Genomic DNA, 23,969 nt, shown 5'->3' on the forward strand with positions numbered 1-23,969 from the left:
TTAAAGTCCTATATTTACGTAAGTTGTGATTTCAACATAAGCTGAACCATCTACTACAGCTCCATTAGGCAATGCGTTGTATGCATCTGAGCTGTATTTTCCGAACTTGCGGCCAATAATTGAAAGACCAATTCTGTTCTTTGCATCAAGGAAAGAAGGATTATCTCCAAAGCCGTAAGCAATATCAAAACTGAACTGCAATGGGAAAGTCTGGTTAAAGTTTCTCCACCAGCTTTCTGGTCCCCATGTATTGAATGACCACTTTGTAGAACCAATCCAGTGATTGTAACGAACTGCAAGTCCTGCATTTACAAACTTAACTAACTCCGGATAATCACCCTGATAAGCTCCTGTAAGGGCACCAAGGCATCCACCATCAGCAGTTGCAATAATACGAAGTCCTGGAAGTGGATTTGTTACGATTCTTGTTCCAACCTGCCAGAGATTTCTCTGCTCAGGAAGTGCACCACCGTTATACCAGATCATATTGCTATACTTTGCAGTTGTTTCATTTGTAACTGATGTCCATGTATTGCTCTTGAAAGGGAGATTATCTGTCTTTCCGGCGTAAAGGGTATACATTCCGGTAAGAGAGAATGCAAACTTTGCACCTTCAATATCATCACCATTCCATTCGTGGAACCAGGTTGCTCCTTCAGGGTCATAAGTAAGAACTGCTTCAACTTCAATTGCCTGACGGTTTCCAAGACCTACGATAAATGGAGAACCTGTAAGAAGGTCACGGCCCTTTGGCTGCTGAAGTGGAACGCGAGCTCTGACAACCGGCTTGAATACAAAATCACCATATCCAACATCAACTCCAACCTGAGCTTCAAATCTGTTCCCAGCACCTGAATCTGCTGTAAAGAAACTTCCTCTAACTTCTGCAGGATTTGTATCTGCTACAAGACCGCGGTAGATTGCGTTTCCGTAGATGTACATATGCTGGAACATACTTGTACCGAGCTGAACATAACCGCCAAGTGTATCAAGATAAGTAATCTTAGAAGTATTACCATTCTGATCGATATATTTTGCGCCAACTTTTTCACTACCAGCATGGAGAACACCGAGTTTGAGAGTTACCCATGGATCAAGAACTGCTGCTGCATAAATTGAAGCTTTTCTTCCGGCACCGTATGCGTTATATGGATCCAGAGCAGGACTTGATTTAGCACCAAACTCTTCTGCATAAACAAGGCCGATTGTGAAGTCCGGAACAAACAGAGATTCTGTAGGGAACCAGCGGAAGTAGTTTGCCTGAACCTGAGGCTTTGCACTTCCCCAGATTTCTGGTCCACCAATTACTGTAAGTCCTTCAAGGAGATTCTTTCCTACAAACTCAAGAGCAATCGGAGCCTTTGAACCATAAGTGTCATAACCGATAATATCAAAAGCTTCTTTTGAAATATTAAAAATATCACCTGTGTTTTCAAAACTTGCATGTCCAACATGGTAATAACCATTTATGTCAAAAAGATTTCCAGAATAATTAAGTGATGCCGAATAGAAATCTACATACTTAAGTTCTGCTTCTGGCTGTGTAGTAGAATAATCTGGTCCATCCTTGTAGTAAGAAGCCCATCTGTCTCCAAGATTTGTATAAGGAGAATCTGTCCAGGCTTTGATTACAGCTGTACCAGAAAGATTTTCCATTGGCTTTACAGTCAGGCCGAGGGTTGTTTCTGCAGTAACAGTTGTCTTAACATTCTCACCCTTTGCATTCTGATATTCAAAAGATTCTTTTAAGTGACCATTATCTTTAATAGCACCCCAGACTCTGTTTACATACATTGGAGTTGTTACCTGAACGGTTGCATCAAGAGTATCAATCTGAACGAGTTTATTTTCATTTATCATTTCTTTGATTGATTTCTCATTTCCCTGTGCAAGATACATTGAGGTATTCAATGATGCAAAAGTTTTATTTATATCAGATTCTGAAGATTTATAAAGTGAAAGCTTCCAGATGTCCTGAAGAAGGTAATATGAAGCACGTGGAATTCTCTTGTTGATTCCACGATCTGTGAGCTTGCTCTGAGCACAGATACCAAACCATTCCTCATCCATGTTGTTGAGGCCATCGCGATAGTCTAATTCATAACCAGAGTTTGACCAGGTACCTGTGTCATTATGAAGTTCAAGATCTTTGTTCTGATAGTGTTTCCACCATTCATCCATCCATTCAAATACAAAACCACCGATTACATTCTGTGAACGGCCCTTTCCATAGCCCTGCTGATAGATTTCTTTCCACTGGCTCATAAGATAAGCCATCTGAGCATACTGATCTTCCTGATGAGTGATTTCGTTGTAAGCATCTGCTCCGGCTTCTGTGAACATAATTGGCTTGTCGAGAACTTCTGCAACATTTTCGTAGAATGAATCGTAGAAGCGGAATCCACGATAAGCGTTTACACCAAGAATATCCAGAGAAGGACAAAGTTTCTTAATCAGTTCGAGATACTGAGTATCACCATTTACAATTCCTACCGGGTGGAATGGGTCGATGTCTTTACAGGCAGCCATTGCCTCTTCAAGAAGACTGTAGAGGTAACCTGCTTTTACAGTATTCTGTTCACCAACAGGAAGGTTTTCAATTTCTGAACCTGACCACACAAGTCCGTAGTTACTTTCGTTTCCGAACATGTACATAAGAACACCGTTTACTGCACGATACTTTTCAGCTGTCTCGACTGCCATTTCAACAAGAGTTTCGCGTGTGTACAAATCAGAATAATCTGTATTGGCATACCAGGTGCCGTTTACTGTTACACCATAACGTCCAAGAAGATTATTTACGATTGTGTAAATGCCGTACTTTGTATAAATGTACTCTACCCATTTTGGAGGAATGTCACTGAAACAGCGGATTGCATTTACACCCATTGCTTTAAGCATTGGCATATCTGTATCAATCATGCGCTCAATGAACTCGTCACTCTTTGACCACAAATCATAAGTATGTGTTTCTCCGATTGGAGTATATGACCATACGATTCCCTTTACTTCAATTTCCTTACGGTCTTCCATAAGGCGCCAGCCGTTTGCATCTTTTTTTACTGTGATGAACTGAGCAAAAATTGAAATATTGAGGAATAATAAAATGCCTGTGAAAACGGCAAAACGTTTTTTATTCATTTTCAGCCTCCGCTAAATCAACTACAATGCCGTCTCCCCAGGAACTTGCATCTACGTAGGTATTATCTTTGCTGCTATTCCAGTGAATGAGACGAGAACGTTCTTTTCCGTCGTCTGCATCGTTAATCTGGAAGTCACCACGAACCTTCTGCTTTGGCTTTAATTTTTTAATACTCAATAGAGAGAATGGAACAGCTGCTTCAATCTTGTAACCATGTTCGCTGTAAACAATTGCAGCCTTAATACTTCCGTTCATTGAAACATCGTTCAAACTTACATCGTAAGCAGATTTATTTGTTTTGCTCTGTGGAACAATTCTTACACGGTGATCTGTACTCTTGTAGAAGGTATGATAGCTTGTATCTGTACCAAAAAAGAATTCAATTGAATCATCGCGCCAGCCCTGTGGAGCAGGAAATTTATTTTCCTGTGGCTGATCATCTATGATGTCTGCAAAAACATAGAGATATGAATCATCTGCTCTAACCTTAAACAGACCATCTGTATTTTCAGGATTGAACATTCCACCGTAAACCATTCGGCGAACACGGATTCCATCCAGTCCATCCCATTCATTAAATTCACCATCTATTACTGGAGATTTAGAACCTGAGTAATAAACCTTGAAATTCTTTTCCTGTTCACCTGCATCTGCAAATGCTTCCTCAGGAGGATAATATGGTGCATCAACAATCTTCTTTGCATTTATTGCAAGACATGATGTAAACATTGTCAAAAGAATGCCGATTCCCATTTTTGGAAAAAAATATTTTGTTTTTTTCATTTTTTTTGCCATCCTTTTTTTAGTTTGTTTTTACATTCCAAGTTTTGCCTTGTTTTCATTCATCAGCTTTGTCTGAGCTGCAATTACCTTGTCTACGCCTTTGTCTTTCTTGTACTTGTTGAACTGTGCTACAAGTGAATCAAACTCAGCATCTGATTTTGCACGGATAAGCTGTGGAAGAACCTTACCCCAGCGTCTCTGAATATCTTCACAGATGAGCTGTTCTTCTGAACCAACCGGAAGAGTAAGTCCATCGTATGCAGCAAATGACTGAACATAAGGACGTGTCCAAAGCTGTGGCTGTCCGAGAGAAGGAGCATATTCAACTCCCCACTGTGCCTGCCATGCTGTATCCATAAGCATCCAGTAGGTATACATGATTCCAACATCAGTTTCCTGCTTGTTCTTATCTGTTGAATCAAGCTTTTTCATTTCTGGTGTAAGCTCAGGAATTCCTTTGCTGTTGATTACGTATGTCTTGTCTTTGATACCGAAGTTTGTATCCATCTGACCTTCTTCACTGATGAGGTAAGAAAGGAACTGAATTGCACGAGCCTTATCTTTACAGTTCTTAGAAATCAAAGTTACAGTCCATCCTGCAATTCCGCCTCCTGCGAGAGTTGGATTATCGCCACGGCTGTTCTTTGGGCCATCAACAGCGATATAAACAGAGTTTGGATCTCTTGAATAAAGTGCATGCTGTGCAGCCTGCATATCCCAGTTCTGATAGAGCATACAGAAATAACGTCCCTGTGCTGCTTTCTCTTCAATCTGGCTTCTCTTGTCTACGAACATATCTGTTGCAATTAAACCTTCAGAATGTGCCTGACGAAGTGTCTTCATCCATCGCAGATATTCAGGATCATCTGTAAGTCCAAGATCAGCGTTTACGAACTTCCCGTTTTTCTCTGGAGGAATTGCAAGGAAGTGAGCAAGATAGCCCTGAAGCTGTGAACAACCTGTATCACCGAATTCATTTGTTGTGAAAGGAATAAGTGGCTGACCATTTACTGAAGGGAACTTTGCCTTTGCTGCACGGAGAGCTTTTAAGAATCCCTCTGGAGTTGACATATCCGGCTTACCGATTGCTTCATACATATCTTTTCTTACAAGGAAGGTTTCGTTTGATGTGAGTTTTCCGGCATATTTTTTATAGTCTGCCGGTGTATAAGATGAGTTTGGATAACCGTAAACATGACCATCTGCCTGTCTGTACCAGCCAAGCTTATCTGTATTTGTTACCCTGAAGAAATAAGGATCATATTTTTTTGCAAGCTCATCGAGAGGTTCAACAAGACCTGCATCAATCATCATAGGAACCTGTCCTTCCCACCAGCCGATTGTAATAAGGTCTGGAAGTGCATCACCTGCGATCATTGAGTTGAGTTTTTCTGATTCGTTACCTGCAGGTACAACGAAGTTAATGTCTACACCAGTTTTTTCTGTGATGTACTTTGAAACCATAGAATCGCCCCAGTGACGAGCGAACCAGCTAAAGTTAATGTACCAGTCGAATTTTATTGGTTTGTCTGCGTTTAATTTCCAGCCAGCAGTACTTGCTGTTCCAGGTACTGTGCCTTTTGATTTTGCCTGCTTTTTTGGTTTAGCATAAACTGAAGAAGCCAATACCATAAGCACTAATGCGAATGCAATAAGTTTTGTTTTTTTCATACCTTACTCCTAAACTGAAGCCAAAGGCGACTTCGATTTTATTACAGAGTGAAGTATAGGTTTGAAAAACTGTGATTGAAAGTCAGAAAAATTTCGAAATGGTTTTCTTTTTTCGGTTGAACCGAAAAAATTGGAGTTTGACTTAGGGAAAATCTTTTATCTTTTTATTTCAGACGATGAATCTCAATATTGATTTTATAAAGTTCGGCAACCTTAAGACATCTTTTTTTGCACAAATCTGAAATTCCATTTTCATCTTTTTGCACAAGAATACAACGGCGGGATGCATTTTCCTGCTGATTAAGTTCGCATACGGCTTCAAAAGTTGTACCGCTTCCTGCAAAAAAATCCATGATTAAAGCATCTTTTGGCTGCCGTGTTATAGCGATTAAATGTTTAATCAGATTTACCGGTTTAGGATTATCAAACGCACCTTTTTCACCAAGCAGATTGTCTAAATGATGTTGTGCGGCTCTTGTACTATCGGTGCAATCTATTATATTACGAGGAATTACCTCAGTTGTATCTTCATTAAAAATTTTTACTCGAGGCACTTTATCGTAAGCTGGTGCAGAGCCCCAGAAAATTCTATTGTCGGCAATAAGCTCTTTCATGTGAGCTTCATCTGTCTGCCATTGACGGGTCCAGACTTTTCCACTCGGAGAAACTATCGAATAGTAGTTTTTATGATTAGGATTTGAGCGGGTTTCAGTAAAGGAAATGCTACCTGAAAACCAGTTACCGCGCGGGTCGTCGTCTACATTTTTTGTTGCCCAGCCGGTGGCTTCGACTTCACGGAAGGCATGAAGTTTTCGTTTATCACGGGCATAACAAAGGGTATGCTGCTGTAAGGTTCGCGACCAGGTATCTTTTTTACCTTTGCCATGCAGCCACATAAAATCATTTACAAAATTTTCTTCCCCAAAAATCTGGTCGCAGAGAAGTTTGAGAGTATATAATTCACTCTGGTCTATTGCAATAAAGATACAGCCGGTGTCGGCAAGTAAAGGTCGAGCCGCAACAAGACGTCGCTGCATAAAACTTAGCCACGCCGAATGCCTGTCCTCCCCGGAAGCAAAATCATCATTATAAGTAAAATCGTTCCCGGTATTATAAGGCGGATCTATATAAATCAGATTGATTTTGCCGGAGAATTCATCCGCCATTTTTTTCAGGACAGGATAATTATCTCCTTCAATAAAAAGATGAGAATCTGTTATAAGTGGAGGGTCAAACTGAGTTTTTTGTAAAAGGGAATTGTCATCATAAGGCTCTGGAAAATCTGTCCAACTCAGTTTTATAGGCATAGTTAATTATATGATTTCTTAGATTAGTGGGTCAAGGTAATTTAGCAAGGGCGTTGCGGGGGCGGCGATTGAGCCCCCGCAGAGAGGGTAGCCCGCAATGAAGTGCGGGCGCAGGGGGAGACATCCCCCTCCCATTAATTAAATAGCTGCGAGGCCAAGTTTGATATCTTCGATGATATCTTCTACGTTTTCGAGACCACAGCTGAAGCGAACCATACCACCATCGATTCCAGCTGCTACGAGCTGTTCATCTGTAAGCTGGCGGTGAGTTGCAGAAGCCGGATGAAGAACGCAGGTGCGGATATCTGCAACATGAACTTCATCACAAGCCAGTTTAAGAGCATCCATAAAGCGAACTGCAGCTGCACGGCCACCCTTAATGCTGATAGAAATTACACCACAAGTTCCGTTTGGAAGATACTTCTGAGCACGCTCATAGTATTTATCTCCAGGAAGACCAGGGTAAATTACCTTTGCAATTTTGTCTGATGATTTGAAGAACTCAGCAACCTTGCGTGCATTTTCACAATAACGCTGCATACGAACAGGAAGAGTTTCAATTCCCATATTCAGATAGAATGCGCTCTGTGCTGCAGGGTAACAACCAAAGTCGCGCATAAGCTGTGTGCGGGCTTTTACAATATAAGCAGCCTTGCCAAAATCACCAACATAGCGAAGTCCATGATAACTTTCATCTGGCTCAACCATATCAGCAAACTTGCCTGTAGCCTTGTAAGCTTTTTCCCAGTCGAAGTTTCCTGAATCTACGATACAGCCGCCGCCCTGTACAGCGTGACCATCCATATATTTTGTAGTTGAGTGAACTACGATATCTGCACCCCACTCAAACGGACGGCACAAATATGGAGTTGCAAAAGTATTATCTACGATAAGAGGAAGATTATTGTCATGAGCAGCCTTTGCCCAAACATCAAAATCAAAAACTGTAAGTGCTGGGTTTGCAATTGTTTCACCAAAAATACATTTTGTATTAGGTTTAATAGCCTTACAGATTTCTTCATAGCTTGCATCAACATCTACCCAGATACATTCAATTCCAAGCTTTTTAAGAGTAAAACCAAAGAGATTGATTGTTCCACCATAAATTGAAGAAGAAGCAATAAAGCTGTCTCCAGCACAACAGAGGTTCAACACAGAAAGCAATGAAGCTGCCTGTCCGCTGCTTGTGAGCATACAACCAACACCACCTTCAAGATCTGCAATTTTCTTTTCAACTGCATCACAGGTTGGGTTAGCAAAGCGTGAATACATAAATTCAGTAGGCTTGTCAAAAAGAGCAGCAACGTGATCGCAGCTGTCAAAACGGTAAGTTGTACTCTGTACAATTGGGATAGTTCCAGGACCACCATTTTCTGGTTTATAACCTGAATGCAAAACTTTTGTTTCAATTTTCATAGTTTATTTTCCTTATAAAAAGGGCAGGCCTAGCCTGCCATAATATTAATGATGGAACAAACGGATTCCGTTGAATGCCATAACCATGTTGTAGTCATCAGCAGCCTTAATAACAAGGTCATCACGAACGCTTCCGCCCGGCTGAACTACACATGTAACACCAGACTTTCTTGCACGCTCAATGTTGTCTCCGAATGGGAAGAACGCATCAGAACCAACTGCAACGTTTGTATTCTTTGCAATCCATTCTGCTTTTTCTTCGCGAGTGAAAACTTCCGGCTTTACCTTAAAGAAGTTCTGCCATTTGCCTTCAGCAAGAACATCCATATATTCTTCACCAATGTAAACGTCGATTGTATTATCGCGGTCTGCACGTTTAATTCCGTCTACGAACTGAAGTCCGAGTACCTTTGGAGACTGACGCAGCCACCAGTTATCAGCCTTCTGACCAGCAAGACGAGTACAGTGAACACGGCTCTGCTGTCCAGCCCCTATACCAATTGCCTGTCCGTCCTTTACGAAACAAACCGAGTTAGACTGAGTATATTTAAGAACGATGAGAGAAATTACAAGATTGCGCTTGTCATCTTCGCTGAGATTCTTGTTCTTAGTTACGATGTTTGAAAGAGCTGACTGCTCGTCAATCTTAAGAAAGTTGTGGCCCTGTTCAAAAGTAACACCGAAAACCTGTTTTCGTTCAAGGTCAGCTGGAACGTAATTAGGGTCAATCTGAATTACACAGTAGTTACCGTTCTTCTTAGCCTTAAGAATCTCGAGAGCCTTCTCGCTGTATCCCGGTGCGATAATACCATCAGAAACTTCCTTCTTGATAAGAAGAGCAGTTGCTTCATCACACTCGTCACTCAAAGAAATAAAATCGCCGAAAGAGCTCATGCGGTCTGCACCACGAGCGCGGGCATAAGCACAGGCAAGCGGAGTAAGTTCAACATTGTCAGTAAAATAAATCTGCTTAAGAGTGTCTGAAAGAGGAAGTCCAACAGCAGCACCAGCAGGTGAAACGTGCTTAAAAGAAGTAGCTGCAGGAAGTCCAGTTGCTTCCTTCAATTCCTTAACAAGCTGCCAGCCATTGAGAGCATCCAGCAGGTTGATGTATCCAGGTCTTCCGTTTACAACAGTGATAGGAAGATCGCCGCTTTCCATGTAAACCCTTGCAGGTTTCTGATTCGGATTACATCCGTATTTCAATTCAAGTTCTTTCATAGAGAAACATAATATAGAAAAATGGATAAAAATTCAAATGAGGGGAAAGCCTTCCCCTGGCTCGCACTTTGTTGCTCGCCACCCCTTCCAGCGGGGGTCTCCCCCGCAACGCCCCCGGCTAATCCTCGGTAGACTCAGAAGACTCCGTACTCTCAGGATTCTCTATTTTTACAAAAATATTTTTTGCAGGAACGCTGATAGTATAAAAAATCAAAGCCGGCAGAATCAAAATTCCTGCGAAATACACCTTAAACGTAAGTGCAAGCACCAGCAATTCTACAATAACTATTCCAAGAGCTTTAATACTTGAATTAGCATACTGCGCAAAAAGAGCTATTGAGTTTCTGAGAGTATTTATAAAAGTGTTTGAATAACGTGCAATCAAAGGATAAGAATAAAAATTCAAAACAAGAACAACAAGAAAATAAACAGCCAGTAAACCAATCTTAATCAGATTCAAACCATCATCCCAGGCAAGATAAACAAAAAATCCGCCAAGACCAAATGTAATCACAGTAAACAGTAAAATCAAAAAACCCTGAATTAAATCCTGTCGGAACGCTTTAAAAAAGCGGCGGGTAATTCCCCTGAATGACTGAACTTCTTCATCATCATCTGCAAGACGAAGCGTTACTGCAAACGCAGCACAAGTTGAAGCACCAGCCGTAAGAACAGGAATACAGCATAACAACCAGAGAATATTTACCCATAACAGGCTTACAAATTTCTTTATTAAATCCATTTTATCACCTTTTACTAACTAACGTTAGTTATTATTTTCTTCATACAATTTATAAAGATTTCTTGCAACAGAAGTTGCATTTATCTTTGCGACAGGACAATTACACAAAACAATCACAGATACTTTTCCATCAAAATAATAGCCATCGTAAGAATTGAAAACATTTGTTACGCCGGCATGGAAAATTGAATCGTCGTGTCGGTAAACTCCATAGCCATAAGATTCAGAATCAATCATTTTCTGAAAAGTCTTTTTCTTTACAACTTTACCACTTGTAAAAAGCACATTCCATTTAAAGAGGTCTGTAACATTTGAATTTACATCTCCACAGCCAAGGGCAAGAGCGGCGGGAATGCTGTAATATCGGCCTTTATAATCATAACCGCGGGTATCTGTTTTTTGAAACTCAAGGTTTGAATGATTCATTCCGCAGCGGGTAAAAATATTTTTCTGTATATATTCGCTGTAAGACATTCCACTCACCTGCTCAATTATTGAGGCAAGAAGATAATAATTTGTGTTGCAGTAAAAATATGTACTGTCCGGTTCGGCAAGAAGCGGTGCTTCGCTCAGATATGTGAGAACAAGATTTTTATCCACCGGCTTGCAGGCCATCTGATTTACTTCGATATGACGGTAAATATTTTTAGGAAAGAACTCATCTGCAGAATTGATATGATCTGTAAGCCCTGACCGCATATTCAAAAGCATTTCAATTGTAATTTTGTCACCGGCTTCGAAGTCAGAAAAGAACTTAGAAATCTTGTCGTCCACCGCCAGCTTTTTCTTTTCCACCAGCTGCATCACCGCGGCGGCCGTCATCTGCTTACTTATAGACCCGGCCTCAAAAGTACTGTTAATGCCTATCGGCACCTTCTCGGGGGCCGCCGCCTTCACATCGCAAACACCGTACCCTTTTGCAAACACTATTTTGTCGCCGCGCCCAATAAGCACCGCGCCCTGGAACCCCGACTCTGTAAGATAAGAATCCGCCGCACCAGCAAATTCCCTGTACTTTGGATTTATAACTTCTGAATCATTCCACGACTGTTTTTTAATGTTTGAGCAGGAAGCAAGCCATAAAGCAGACGTTAAAATAAAAAGAGAGACACCAACGAAAAAAACGTGAGTTCGCGTTTGTTTTTCCATCGTGTCTCCTTAAAAGTCGGCAAGCACAGCTTGCCTCTGAGCCATTCTTTCGATAATCCTAAAACGAGTCTTTCGGCTCGTTTTTTTACGGATTTTCGATTTCAGGCTATTACAGATTCTTATTCAAAATACGCTCTTCGTACTTACCAGTTTCAAGATCAATAAATCGTACAAAAAGTGAAACCTTATTCTCTTCGTTCAAAGAACTCCAGATTGTATTTGTAAGAGTTTCAATGTCGCCTTCAATCTTGAGTTTTACCGGTTCACCCTCAAAACTTGGAAGAGGATTTCCATCACCCATATAAGTGTGAATATAATGTCCCTCACCCTTCTGAGGATTATCGTAAGTGTAAGTAAAGCGAAGAGTATTATCGCCGTTACCACAGTCACTCTTAAGAATAGAAAGTGAGTAAGCATAAGCACCGTTTACTCCGCCTTCAAGATCAAGCAAAGAAGAAATACGTGGAGTATAGTTTGGAGCATCGTGCTCGTACTTACGGCTGCGAAGAGACTGTTCAAAAGTCTTTCCTTCTTTCAAACCATCAAAAATTGTATCTGTCTGGTCCCCGTTTGTTACGATTGTCTTTTTTCCAAGCTCACGAACTGCAGCATAAATGATAAGACTTGGGTCACCAGCAATCAAAGACTCATCAAAAGCTTTTGTGCGAACAACCTCAGTTCCATTTTCGTTTTCTGTAACAAAAATACGGTTGCGGCTTCCTGCACTGCGGCCCATTGTCCAGTAAGCAGAAACTGCATATTTTCCATCAGCTGATAAACCAGCAATAATTCCTCTTCCAGGGTAAGTTGTAGAAGACAATTCGTTTTTAATTTCTTTCATTTTTTGCTCCAGTATTTATTCAGCATCACCGTGCTGCTTTTCTAAATATTCCATAACTGCATCAACAGTCTTCTGTTTTGGATCTGCTTCATCTGCAGGTAACTTTGCGAGAATATTGTTTCGGAATTCCTTACAGTCAATTACAGGACTGGCAGTAAATGTACATTTACCAGTTTCAAGAATATCAGCAAGCATATCCTCAGGGTTCTCAGGATTTATGCGCAGACAATTTCCATTTATTGAAACAAGAATCATCTTGTCAAAAAGACGGAGGTAACTGTCAATTTCACGAAGACCGCGTTTTGTTTCCGGCTGTCCAGGACGATAACGTGTACCACTAGGGAATACCAGGATCATCTGACCACGTTTTTTGCAGGCATCCATAGCACGCATAGCAGCAAAGTTAATTTTTCTGGCTCTCTGCTCTTCTGCAGCCTTTTCTTCTTCGGAAATTTCCTTTCCTTCTACGGCATTCAATGAACGTGTAGGATAAATTACAACACGAGTAAAGCCTTCTGTAAATGCACGTACACCGGCACTTGCTTCATTAAGCTTCATTCCTGCTACAGCTACAATTCTGGAAGACATATCCTTTGCCCAGTCTTCGCCGTTCTTTTCAAGAAGATAAAGAATTCCAGGTAAATCAAGATTTGTGTAGTGCTCCATAAGAATAAGGCCAGATTTTCCTTCGTTTACAACTGAATCATAGAAGGCCTTAAAATTTTCAATGTTTCCCAAACCTGATTCAGAATTGAATGCTTCATCCAAAAGCTTCCACATGTAAGGTCTGAGTTGAAGATTTGCTTCTTCATAAACTTTTGTTTCATCAATTTTCGCAGCAGCGTGCGAAAGCTTAGACATTTCAGCAAATACACTGCCGAATTTGTCTTTCAACATAATTCCCATAATGCTTCCTTGAAAACAATAGTTATAAAAATAATAGTTAAAATCCATTATAGATTATTTATTACTTAGATACAATAATAACCTATATGATGAAACGAACTCTTTTGACCATTGCAGCAGCACTGCTTCTTATTACAGGCTGCAGCTCAAAAAACAAAACTCCACAGACTATTGAAAATTCAGATGGTTCTGTGAGCATTACCCGGATTGATGAAGATGGAAAAGCGATTCTCTTCAATAGGAAGTTTGGCAAAGATAAAAATGTCACACAGGTAAGACTTCACGATACTTCCCGTGCAAATCCTGTTTCAATAGATTTATCTCCTTATGAAGGAAAAGATATTGAAATCCAGCTTTCCTGCGAAATGTTCATTGATGATAACACTACTAAAAAAACTCAGGTGATATGGATGATCAATGAACTGGAAGAAAACTTCCCAAAACTTTTTGACAGAAAGGTAGATAACGGAAAATGGTTCAGCGTAAATAAACATCTTACACTCCATCTTTCCGGAAAAAGACAGCTGTATGTTTCCGGGGGCACACTCAACAAGGAAGCAACTGTATACATTAAAAACTTCAAACTTCGTCTCAATGGAGAAGGTCTTACAAAAGGTGCTCCTCAACCGGAAGTCTGGACAGAAGTTACTGGTGTAAAAGATGTTCTGAAAGATTATTTTGATTATTTTGGCTTCTGTGTTTCCTATAATAACACCTTCAAGGAACCTCTTTTACAGAAGGGGCTTCCACTGCATGCAAGTGTAATTACTATGGAAAACGAATTTAAACCTGATTTTATATTCGGATGGAATAAACCCAATAAACTTACAGAATTCCGTGGAGAAGATGGAAATCTCTACGAAGTTCCAGCAGACATTCCAACCTTTAAGCAGATGGACAGCATTCTTTCTGACATGAAAAAACTCGGCTTAAAGCTCCGTGGCCACACTCTTGTATGGCACAGTCAGACTCCGGCCTGGTTCTTCCAGAAAAACTTTGGTCGTAACGGGGAAACTGCCCTTGTGAATCCAGATGAAATGAATGCCCGCATGGAATGGTATATAAAAACAGTTCTTCAGCATGTTGCAGAATGGGAAAAGAAAAACAACAATGGTGAACATATGATTCTCGCATGGGATGTTGTAAATGAAGCAGCCTCAGACAATGCTACAGACGCAAATTTCCTTCGTGATGCAGGTTCAAGCAACTGGTTTGCAGTATATAAAAACGAAACCTTTATTGTAAATGCTTTCCGTTATGCAAATAAATATGCTCCAAAAGATGTAAAACTTGTTTACAACGACTACGGCTGTGCATCCACAAACAAAAACAGAGCAATCTGCAAAATCATTGATGCAATTCAGGCAGCACCAGATGCACGTATTGATGCAGCCGGGATGCAGACACATGTCGGCATAAATGATTCTGCCGCAAACTTTGAAAAAGCCGTTCAAAACTTCCTTGCAAAAGGAATCAATGTTCAGATTACAGAAATGGATGTTGCAAATGGCAGTGCATCATACAATGCAATGCGCCTTAAAGACTTCTATAAAACCTGGTTTACAATGTTCATTAAGAACCGTAAACAGCCTGGAAAAAATGGTATAGAAGGAGTTACTCTCTGGGGTGTACGCGACGAATGGACCTGGCTTAACGGCATGCATAAGGGCCATACTCAATATCCTCTTTTATTTAAGGATAAAGAATTCCACTGTAAACCTGCTTACTACGGTGTAATCGAAGCTGCAAACGAATAAATCCACCGCCATATTCCATTAAAGAAGTTCCTTTTTTCTGCCGATATTAAAATGAGGTATTGTATTATGAAAAAGGGAACTTCTATATTTTTATTTCTTATCACTTTTCTCGGAATAACTCTTTTTTCCTGTAAATTAGAATTTGACGATACAAATTTGTATGATAAGCCTGGTGTTGATTTATCAGATAAGCAGGTTACACTTATTATTCCTAAAGTAAACTCAAAAACTAAATATTTGAATGTATACAGAAGAGACAAAGAAAATGATGTTGTTACAACAATTGCTCTTCTAAATCATCCTCTTGCACTTTTAAATGATAATAAGAATTATCGTTTTATTGATAAACTTATTAAAGATGGACATTCTTATGATTATCGAGTCCGTTACAATATAGACGGAGAATATTATTATACAAAATGGTCAGACGTTATAGAAATAAAAGCCTCTGAATTTGATTCTTGCTATTATGAATCTGATAATTTAACTTTCAGAACAACTGGTGTCAGCCTGAAATACAACAAAGATAAGCAGACTATAGAAATAAACGGAACAATTGTTGAACCTGACTTTCCTGAATATATAACAGACAGTTACTACCCAATGTTGATTATTCAAAGCGAAACTGCTACTCAAACCTTCGCGCTTCCTTCAATTGCAAGCGGAACAACACTACCACTCTTAGGACTTCTTCCTCCTGAATTTCTGGACACTGAATTAACCATCAACGGTATTGTTGGACAAAAAATGATTTTTGATGATGATTCTAAACCTATAGAAGACAGACTGATTAAAGAAGTTATCTGGACTGAACCAACAGCAATCAAAGTTACAGGTGTCGGAAGCTCACAAAAAATTGTAGTGCCATCACAATTAGGAACAGACGGTTTCGACTACTCCGCATCAATATACTAATCACGCCGCTGCGCAAAATGACAATTGAACAAAAATTGTAAAAATGGTAATTTAGACCAGTATGAATACTCTGGTCGCATTATGCGCAGTTGGTGCCGAGCGAATTCTCGGCAACGAAATTAAACATTTAGGTTATAAACTCAATGGAAACGCACCGGGAAGAGTTTCTTTTTTTGGTGATGACGATGCTTTATTCAAAGCAAATCTTTGTCTGAGAACAGCAGACCGTGTTTACCTTCAGCTTGCAGAATATGATGCTCTTGATTTTGATGCACTTTACGATGGAACTTACGCTGTAAACTGGCAGGATTTTTTACGAAAGGATTCACGTGTCATTGTAGACAAGGTGCGTTCTTACAAGAGTAAACTCAACTCTGAACACTCTATTCAGGGAATTGTTCACAAAGCTATCTATTCAAAACTCGGAGATGTATGGCACATGGCTTCTATGCCGGAAACCGGTGAAGAAAGCAATGTCCGTGTTTATGTTGATGAAAATAAAGTTCTGGTTCTTCTGGACCTTTCGGGACTTCCTCTTCACAAGCGTGGTTATCGTGTAGATGGTGGTATTGCACCTCTCCGCGAAACACTTGCCGCTACTCTCCTTCAGGAAATGATGTGGCGTCGTAAAACACCGCTTCATGATCCGTTCTGCGGTTCAGGTACAATTGCAATTGAAGCAACTCTTTATGCTTTCAACGTAGCACCGGGTTTTGGCCGCCGCTTTGCTCTTGAAAATCTTCCTATCTATAACGAAAAACGTGCTCAGGAAATTAAAGCAGAAGAAGCAGCAAAAATCCGAACAGATGTAGAAGTTCGTATAACAGGTTCTGATATTGATAACTCTGCCGTTGAACGCGCTAAGAAAAATGCCGAATATGCCTGCGTAATGGCCGGCCGCGCACTTAAATCAATTGATATCAGTGCACATATCCCTCGCCCGGATTTTATTCAGTCTGATTTTGCAGATTTAGCAGCACCTTATGATTCTGGACTTCTTCTCTGTAACCCACCTTACGGTGAACGCCTAGGTGATGAAGAACAGGCTCGTGAATTATATAAGAATATGAGCAGTCTCTGGACAGACTTTGAAGGCTGGGACATTGGCGTAATTACATCTAATCCAGACTTCCAGGAAAGTTTTGGACATAAGACCTCGGCAATTAAAAAGCTGAAAGCTGGAAATCTGGATACTTCATTCTACATTTATAAGCGATAAGGAGAAAGCGAAATGGCAATTGTGGTAGAACACGACAAACGTAAACAGGAAATTTTACAGAAATCTCTTGACGTGTTTATTGAAGAAGGTTACGAAGATGCAACCTTCCAGAAAATTGCCGATCGCTGCGGTATCACAAGTACCACCCTTTATATTTATTTTAAGAATAAACATGAAATCTTTTTGGGCAGTATAAAAGAGCTTCTTTCAGAACTGGAAATTGCACTTAAAAAGATTATGGCAGATTCAGCTCTGTCTGCAGAAGATGCACTTCGAAAAATTCTTTCAACACTTGCAGATTCAATCGAAAGCAATAAAAAACTTTTCAGTGTTCTTTTGAATTACCTTATGCAGCTTAAAAAATCCGGTGTAGACACAAGCGAACGTGTTCGCCGCCGTGTTATCCGCCTGCGACATCTTTTGACTACAATCCTCATTAAGGGAATTCAGAATAAAGAGTTTAAGGAACTTAACGTAAAAGATGTAAACGATACACTTTACGGCCTGCTTGAATCCGCAATCTTCCGCATTGCCGTTCTGAATAAAGACGACGTTACAGATGTTCGGGCTGCACTGAACACTACAGTTGATTTATTCAAAGCTTAAAATAACGTTAAATAAAATAAGGCCGTCATTGCGAGCGCAGCGAAGCAATCCATATTATATAGATTGCCACGTCGCTGTCGCTCCTCGCAATGACGGCCTTTTTGTCATCCCGAACTTGTTTCGGGATCTATTCTAGAACTTAGCTTTTCTAAGTCTTACTTTCTCGATATCCTCACAGAAGAGTTCGCGGAGGTCGTTAAGGCCAAGTGCCATAAGAGCCATACGGTCAATACCGATACCCCATGCAAGAACAGGACAATCAAGACCCATAGCGCGAGTAACTTCTGGACGGAAGATACCAGAACCACCGAGTTCGAACCAGCCCAATACAGGGTGCTTGATATGAACTTCGATTGAAGGCTCTGTGAACGGGAAGTAACCTGGAACATATTTTACTTCTTCTGCTCCGGCAATTTCTGTTGCGAACATCTTGAGCATACCAAGAAGGTCGCGGAGAGTTACGTCGTTTCCGGCAATAATACCTTCAGTCTGATAGAAGTCAGAAAGGTGAGTTGCATCTACCTTATCGTAGCGGAAACAGCGTGCAATACCAAAGTATTTGCCTGGAACTTCAGCCTTGTGAAGCTGGTGTGCAGAAAGTACAGTTCCCTGTGAGCGGAGAATAAGGCGGCGTGTGAACTCGTTATCGAATGTGTAGTTCCATCCACGGCTACCAGTGTTTCCACCAGTTTCGTGAGCAGCCTTTACATTGCTCAAATATGGTTCTTCAATAAACTTTGCGTGTGTAGGATTCTTAATGCGGTATACATCGTGAATATCGCGTGCAGCATGGAACTGTGGCATGAACAAAGCATCACCGTTCCAGAATTCAGTTTCTACAAGCGGACCATCGAACTCCTGGAAACCAAGAGAACAAAGTTTGTCTTTTACAGACTCAAGGAACTGAACATATGGGTTTGTGCGGCCAGGAATGATACGTGCAGGTGGAACTGCAATGTTGTAACCACGGAATGTACCGTTTTTCCATTCGCCAGAAGAAAGCATCTTAGGTGTAATTTCACCAATTTCGTTACCTGTAACACCGGCACTCTTAAGGGCATCGCGAACAGCTTCAAAACCGCTCTGAAGCTTGTAGAATACAGTTTCGCGTTCAATCATCTTGAAAGGAGAATCTGCAGCACCGCGCTTTTTAGCAAGACCTTCCATAGCAGAAGCTTCAGCAGCGCTTAAATCATCTTTATTAAGAAGGCCACCTTCAGCAGCGATAGCCTTTTTTACAAGGTCCATAGTTGCTTTAATGCGCTCTGGAAGAGCAGCTCCAGTATATTCAACCTTCTTTTCTGCATTCATTTTAAGAACGCCGTCTTTTACAAGAGGACCAAAAGCAGAACCGACATCTTTCTGCTCAAGACCAATTCCTGCAGCAATTTCCGGCATTGTGTGAGCCCCCTTATCTTTAAGGAAGTTTACCATGCGCTCTTCTACAGTACCAGTTTCTGCGAGCTTGCGGCCCATCTCTGTAATTTCAAAAAATGTATGTGGTGTACGGCGGATTTCTTTAAGAAGTTCCTTTCCAGAAAGCCATGAGAATGCCTGATTTGCATGACCTTCCTTGTATTCCAGTTCCTTCTGGAGTTTTTCTGATGTAAGCTCATCCTGTCCTGAATACTTTAACAAAACCTTAATTTCAAGCGGATGAAGATTTTTTATGATGTTTGTTACTTCCATATAGCAGACCGTTAAGAAAAATTGCGAAAGCAATTTTTTAGGTCTACCTCCTTTAAAAAATTAAAAGCCGACAGAGCATTCTGTCGGCTTCAGTTTATCATATTTCAAAGAAATACTGAATAGGTTAGCGTGTTAATTTAATATGAGATGCATAGAGAGTCTTACGCTGTTTTCTATCATCCTTGTAAGACTTAATCTTATCTTTCTCCATATATCTATAATTATAATACTTATTCTCTTTTATAAAATCCTGAAGACAAGCCATTACTGTATTCATAGCTTCTCCCTTATCAAAAGTTACATAGAGAGTATCATAATAAATACGAAGTTCATCATGCATAGGCTGATATTCAATTTTTACCGTAGCATTTTTGTCTGTACAATGCTGATTTTCAGGCACAATGATCTGTGTCGTAAGTTTTTCGTTTTCAAATCTGTCTCTTTCGAACGGATCATCCGGATTATCACCAATAGTCTCAGCAAAAATAGAGCCCATAAGAACCGCAAAAACTGCAAGTATTGATAAAATCTTCTTCATATATAAACTCCTGTTGATGTGTTTAATAAACACTATACTCAATTATTTTACCGCATTCTAGGAAAAAATCAAGATTTATTACATAACGTCCTGAATCTATACCCAGAGTGGGAAACTTACGGATTAAAACAGAACCAGTTATCTCTTTTGGTTTGTTTTTTATTGTTTTTCTATAATGATTTCTTATAGCAGCCTTCAAAGACTCACGGGCAGCCTCCTCTATGCCCTCAAAACCTTTTTCAACTGAACCATAACCTATTCCCGCAATAACAGGATTCTGAATAGATGCCCACAGATTGTAGCTTTGTACCTGAGAATCTGTTCGGGTATATTCTACCCAGCAGTTCAGGTTATTGTTTGAAATCCACGGAGATGCATAAGTAATGCCATCGCGAATCACATCTGCAGGAACTATTTCTGTAATTTCCAGATACTCTTCTACCCCTCTCGCCTTATCATAAGGTACATAAACGAAATTCCAGCCATAGACCATTCCGTTTACTATAAAAGGAGCCATTTTCCGCATCTGAGAAATCGGAAAATCAAACTGGCCTTCATCCTTATCACTGGAAAGTTCCAGTCCCGGATATGCATCCAGTTCTGCCCACAACGGCAGACGGATATTACGCACAACAGAAGGAGTCTGCGCAAAAAGGCGGCTTGTACACAGCAGGCATAAAACAAATACAGCGAGAAATCCTTTATTTACCTTTTGTACGTTTCTTTCCATATTTTTACAGGATGAATTCCCATTCTGATTACAAAATAAAGCCAGGCAGCAAAGAATCCGAACAGATGAGTCATATGAGCAACATTCGATCCATTACCAAAAAACTGGCTTCCCAATTCAATCAGTGCATAAATGAATACAAGAACTGGAGCTGGAACAGGAATCAGCCCCCAGATAAAAATCACAGAACGTGGGAAGAACACCGCATAAGCAAAGAGCACAGCATAAACCGCGCCACTTGCTCCAAGCAGAAATACCATAGTCTGCCCTGTGAATCTGTACACAAGGAATGAAAAAAAGCCGCTCAAAGCGCCACAAATCAGATAGAAAAGCAAAAATTCCCGGCTGCCGACCGCTTTTTCAAACCCCAGTCCAAACACAAGCAGAGCAAGCATATTAAAGAACACATGCTGAATATTCTGATGCACAAACATGTAAGTAAAAAACTGCCAGTACATATGATACTGCTCTACCAGTATTGGATTCATAGCACCATAGTAATGAACATATTCAGCGATGTTTGGATACACAAAACGTATACCAAAAACACAAAAATTTATAAGAATGAGTAAAAGAGCATACCGTCTGTATGTATACGGAAATGGTCTTCGTAGAAAAAACTTATTTTTTGGCATTTGCAGATTTAAGCGAAGACTTTAACTTTGGATCAAAGTAAGTTACGCGGTTCCTTCCGTTATTTTTTGACATATAGAGCCCCTGGTCAGCCTGATTTACAAACTCATTTGGCGAACTCACCAGATTTGTCTGAGCATCAAAAACAGAAACTCCACCAGAAATTGTTACATGAAGATGCTGATCATTATATACAAAATCATGTTCATTTATTGTTGAACGGATTCTTTCGGCTACAGCCATAGCCTCATCTTTACCCGCTTCAAGCAAAAGGGCTGTAAATTCCTCTCCACCATATCGGCTTGCAACATCAGATTCGCGAAGATTTTTGCGGATAAGATCAGCTACACTTTTCAGAACAAAATCCCCACATTCATGACCGTAGGTATCATTAAATTTCTTAAAGAAATCAATATCAAACATAATTACAGCAATATGCTGATTATTAAGAAAAGCTGCATCTATAGCTTCGGTTAACAGATTGAAGAAATAATACTTAAGCTTAAGATGAGTCATCATATCTGTAGATGACATTTCCAGCAGAGCAGCATTATTGATTGCAACCGACGCCAGACTGGCAATCGACATAATCTGATTTAACTCATATTCAGAATAAGAAGCATCATCTTCAATAGCAATACGTTCCTGCAGAACGAGCATACCGTTAAGGTGATTTTTCTGAATAAGAGGAACTATAAGAGTTGGATTCAATGTTTCAAGAATTTTAAGATGCTCGCAGTTTGGACAGATTTTCTTAAGTTCTTCAAATGTAAGAGGACGTTTTTCTGAATTAAGAATAGCAGCAACCGCAGTGTTTACCGGAATCATTGTCTTCTTATCAGAAAGAAAATCCTTTGAGGTTTCAAGAATAAAGTTTTCATTAGTAATTAAATCACGAACAAAGATTTCAGCTCCAAGAACATGCATCTGAGCCATACAGATATAAACAATAGATTCAAGAAGGTTACTGAAATCAAGATTCTGGCAGAAAGATTTTGCAATATCAAGGAGCTGTTCAAGGTCATAAATTTTCTTCTCGTACTGAATAGTCTGTTCCAGTACCTGTTGCTGAGACGAATCTTTACTATCGCTGAACTTCTTCCTATTCATGCTTTATATCACCACTATTTATAATAACATAATTTTTCATAATTTCAAAAAATATATTCCAGTTGGCATAGTTGGTCTCAAGGAAGTTTGTATTATCCCTGTTTCGTGAAGACATCATCAAAACCTTAAGATTTGAAATTATTTCGCTTGAAGGCTTTTTAGCATCTGCAAGGAGCTCTCCAAGCTGACGGCTCAACGAATTGAGATTTGTACACAATGACTGTAAAACTTTATGCGCATCATCATTGATAGACTGAACCATCTTTTCGAGCTTTTTGAAAAAGTCCTTATCTTTTTTGCTATCCTTTATATAGCTTTCAAGAACGGCAATACTATGTTTTTTATCCTGACCAAAGGATTCCTCAAATTCTTTGATTTCCTTATCAGCATTAATGGCAGCAAATACAATTGAAGAAAAGTTTGATTTATAGGCAGGATTATTAAAGAAACCTTCAATTACAATATCATTAAGAAGGGCTTTTGATCCTTCCGGAAGATAGAACTTGATGAAGGTTTTAAGAATTCGCATTGGAAGAATCCATTTAAATGACATAGAAACTTCTGTCTGCAGGAGATTGTTATAAGCCTGACTGTATGAACCAACCTCTTCTAGAGGAATATCCGGAAACAGAGAAGATACTTCATCAGAAATTGTTTCATCCTGAATTTCAGTCTTAATTCTCTGCTCATCAGAATCAAAACGCGCCTGAAGCATATTTGCAAAATCCTGACGCGGAGAACCTGTATATTTTGCAACTCCCGGCTCATAAGAAAGATCCTGACGACAAAGTCTTATAAGTGACTTAAGTTTATCAGGATTGATAACTCGTGTAAGAATATAGTTGATTTTCTTAAGATTTCCGAGGTAATTCTTCTTTTCATTTTCTTCCAGATCTGCACCCTTACGAAGCTGAGCAAGGGCAATTACAGCTTCTGCAGTTGAAGTTGAAATCTGAAGTCCACTAGCCTGATAATAAAGATCTTCCAGAAGGTTTTGTGCAGTTGCAAGGGAGATTTCTTTATAAGACGGCTTATACATTAAATCTGCAGGAATAAAGTTAGTATCAAAGGCCTGAAGGAACGGAGTATAGTTATAACGGCAGAATTCTACAAGCTGTCTAAGCTGAAGAAGGTCTGCATCCATCTTTTTAAAACCATCTGTATTAAGCGCCTTTATAAGCCGTTCAAGTTCCTTTCTCTGATGGATATAAATTCTGTCCGGATTCTGATCCTCTGCGAGAACATCTGCCTTTCGGTTTTCAAAGGAAAGAGATTCCAATACTTCCTGATCTTCAAGAGGATACCCCGTAACAATAAGCTGAGCTTCAAAACGACGCTGTCGCTGAATATTATTAGGACTTACTGTAACAGAAAAAAGATTGTCTAATGGACGTGTATTCTTGTAAAGCGCAAAAATGGCTTCTCCAAAGTTTGGAAGGAGCATACTGTTTCTGCAAATTGCTGGCTGAAAATCTCTGACTTCCTGTTCCAGTTTTTTCATCTGCTGCTTTTTCTGGACTTCAGGCGAGGAACGTTTAAATATTGATTCGAATAATTCGGAAAGAGTTTTTATAAATCCCATTTTTACGCAAAT

At 39.9% G+C, this 23,969-nt stretch carries 20 protein-coding genes; 4 read left to right on the forward strand and 16 right to left on the reverse strand.

Translation table 11 applies throughout. The features are described from left to right. The 10 genes from BMY21_RS04480 to BMY21_RS04525 form a co-directional block, all read right to left on the reverse strand. Complete coding sequence (locus BMY21_RS04480; protein ID WP_074641308.1) at positions 1 to 3,141, reverse strand: glycoside hydrolase 5 family protein; 3,141 nt, start codon at positions 3,139 to 3,141, stop codon at positions 1 to 3. Then, positions 3,134 to 3,925 carry a sugar-binding protein gene (locus BMY21_RS04485; protein ID WP_177177714.1) on the reverse strand — a complete coding sequence of 264 codons (792 nt, stop codon included), beginning with the start codon at positions 3,923 to 3,925 and terminating at the stop codon, positions 3,134 to 3,136. Before BMY21_RS04485 ends, BMY21_RS04480 begins: the two co-directional genes overlap by 8 nt. Positions 3,926 to 3,955: 30 nt before the next feature. Continuing rightward, complete coding sequence (locus tag BMY21_RS04490; protein WP_074641311.1) at positions 3,956 to 5,596, reverse strand: extracellular solute-binding protein; 1,641 nt, start codon at positions 5,594 to 5,596, stop codon at positions 3,956 to 3,958. Positions 5,597 to 5,760: 164 nt separating this feature from the next. Continuing rightward, positions 5,761 to 6,903 (reverse strand): site-specific DNA-methyltransferase, encoded by a 1,143-nt coding sequence (locus BMY21_RS04495; RefSeq protein ID WP_074641313.1) that lies wholly within the window; start codon positions 6,901 to 6,903, stop codon positions 5,761 to 5,763. Positions 6,904 to 7,041: 138 nt separating this feature from the next. Continuing rightward, a complete protein-coding gene (locus tag BMY21_RS04500; protein ID WP_074641315.1) occupies positions 7,042 to 8,319 on the reverse strand; it encodes an O-acetylhomoserine aminocarboxypropyltransferase/cysteine synthase family protein in 1,278 nt (425 codons plus the stop codon). A 45-nt stretch (positions 8,320 to 8,364) separates the two neighbouring features. After that, entirely contained in the window at positions 8,365 to 9,540 is a 1,176-nt protein-coding gene (locus tag BMY21_RS04505; RefSeq protein ID WP_074641316.1) for a phosphoribosylaminoimidazolecarboxamide formyltransferase, read from the reverse strand. Positions 9,541 to 9,658: 118 nt separating this feature from the next. Further along, positions 9,659 to 10,282 carry a DUF624 domain-containing protein gene (locus tag BMY21_RS04510; protein WP_074641318.1) on the reverse strand — a complete coding sequence of 208 codons (624 nt, stop codon included), beginning with the start codon at positions 10,280 to 10,282 and terminating at the stop codon, positions 9,659 to 9,661. A gap of 24 nt (positions 10,283 to 10,306) precedes the next feature. Continuing rightward, positions 10,307 to 11,431 (reverse strand): serine hydrolase domain-containing protein, encoded by a 1,125-nt coding sequence (locus BMY21_RS04515; RefSeq protein ID WP_074641320.1) that lies wholly within the window; start codon positions 11,429 to 11,431, stop codon positions 10,307 to 10,309. Between the two features lie 109 nt (positions 11,432 to 11,540). Further along, complete coding sequence (locus tag BMY21_RS04520) at positions 11,541 to 12,272, reverse strand: IMP cyclohydrolase (protein ID WP_074641322.1); 732 nt, start codon at positions 12,270 to 12,272, stop codon at positions 11,541 to 11,543. A 15-nt stretch (positions 12,273 to 12,287) separates the two neighbouring features. Then, positions 12,288 to 13,178 carry a lysophospholipid acyltransferase family protein gene (locus BMY21_RS04525; protein WP_074641323.1) on the reverse strand — a complete coding sequence of 297 codons (891 nt, stop codon included), beginning with the start codon at positions 13,176 to 13,178 and terminating at the stop codon, positions 12,288 to 12,290. An 86-nt stretch (positions 13,179 to 13,264) separates the two neighbouring features. On the opposite strand from BMY21_RS04525, the gene BMY21_RS04530 reads away from it, so the two are divergent. From BMY21_RS04530 to BMY21_RS04545, 4 genes are all read left to right on the forward strand, one after another. Next, a complete protein-coding gene (locus BMY21_RS04530; protein ID WP_074641325.1) occupies positions 13,265 to 14,935 on the forward strand; it encodes an endo-1,4-beta-xylanase in 1,671 nt (556 codons plus the stop codon). 66 nt (positions 14,936 to 15,001) lie between these two features. Next, entirely contained in the window at positions 15,002 to 15,850 is an 849-nt protein-coding gene (locus BMY21_RS04535) for a hypothetical protein (RefSeq protein ID WP_074641327.1), read from the forward strand. 61 nt (positions 15,851 to 15,911) lie between these two features. Beyond that, the gene (locus tag BMY21_RS04540) at positions 15,912 to 17,069 is read left to right on the forward strand and encodes a THUMP domain-containing class I SAM-dependent RNA methyltransferase (RefSeq protein ID WP_074641329.1); all 1,158 of its coding nucleotides are present in this window, start codon (positions 15,912 to 15,914) and stop codon (positions 17,067 to 17,069) included. A gap of 12 nt (positions 17,070 to 17,081) precedes the next feature. Then, on the forward strand, positions 17,082 to 17,675 hold the full coding sequence (locus tag BMY21_RS04545; protein WP_074641330.1) for a TetR/AcrR family transcriptional regulator: 594 nt from the start codon (positions 17,082 to 17,084) through the stop codon (positions 17,673 to 17,675). A 132-nt stretch (positions 17,676 to 17,807) separates the two neighbouring features. Here BMY21_RS04545 and pheS read toward each other — a convergent pair whose 3' ends face one another. From pheS to BMY21_RS04575, 6 genes are all read right to left on the reverse strand, one after another. Next, positions 17,808 to 19,364: a phenylalanine--tRNA ligase subunit alpha gene (gene pheS, locus BMY21_RS04550; protein WP_074641332.1), complete on the reverse strand. Its 1,557-nt coding sequence runs from the start codon at positions 19,362 to 19,364 to the stop codon at positions 17,808 to 17,810. A 124-nt stretch (positions 19,365 to 19,488) separates the two neighbouring features. Further along, entirely contained in the window at positions 19,489 to 19,902 is a 414-nt protein-coding gene (locus BMY21_RS04555; RefSeq protein WP_074641333.1) for a hypothetical protein, read from the reverse strand. 22 nt (positions 19,903 to 19,924) lie between these two features. Continuing rightward, on the reverse strand, positions 19,925 to 20,632 hold the full coding sequence (locus BMY21_RS04560; protein WP_074641335.1) for a hypothetical protein: 708 nt from the start codon (positions 20,630 to 20,632) through the stop codon (positions 19,925 to 19,927). Next, positions 20,608 to 21,267, reverse strand: a complete 660-nt coding sequence (locus tag BMY21_RS04565) for a rhomboid family intramembrane serine protease (protein WP_074641336.1) — start codon at positions 21,265 to 21,267, stop codon at positions 20,608 to 20,610. Before BMY21_RS04565 ends, BMY21_RS04560 begins: the two co-directional genes overlap by 25 nt. After that, positions 21,254 to 22,375: a diguanylate cyclase DgcA gene (gene dgcA, locus BMY21_RS04570; RefSeq protein ID WP_074641338.1), complete on the reverse strand. Its 1,122-nt coding sequence runs from the start codon at positions 22,373 to 22,375 to the stop codon at positions 21,254 to 21,256. Before dgcA ends, BMY21_RS04565 begins: the two co-directional genes overlap by 14 nt. Further along, entirely contained in the window at positions 22,368 to 23,957 is a 1,590-nt protein-coding gene (locus tag BMY21_RS04575; protein WP_074641339.1) for a DUF5312 family protein, read from the reverse strand. The genes dgcA and BMY21_RS04575 overlap by 8 nt, the downstream gene beginning before the upstream one ends. Positions 23,958 to 23,969 lie beyond the last annotated feature (12 nt).

It is taken from the genome of Treponema bryantii, assembly GCF_900111035.1.
In the GTDB taxonomy this organism is placed as follows: domain Bacteria; phylum Spirochaetota; class Spirochaetia; order Treponematales; family Treponemataceae; genus Treponema_D; species Treponema_D bryantii_C.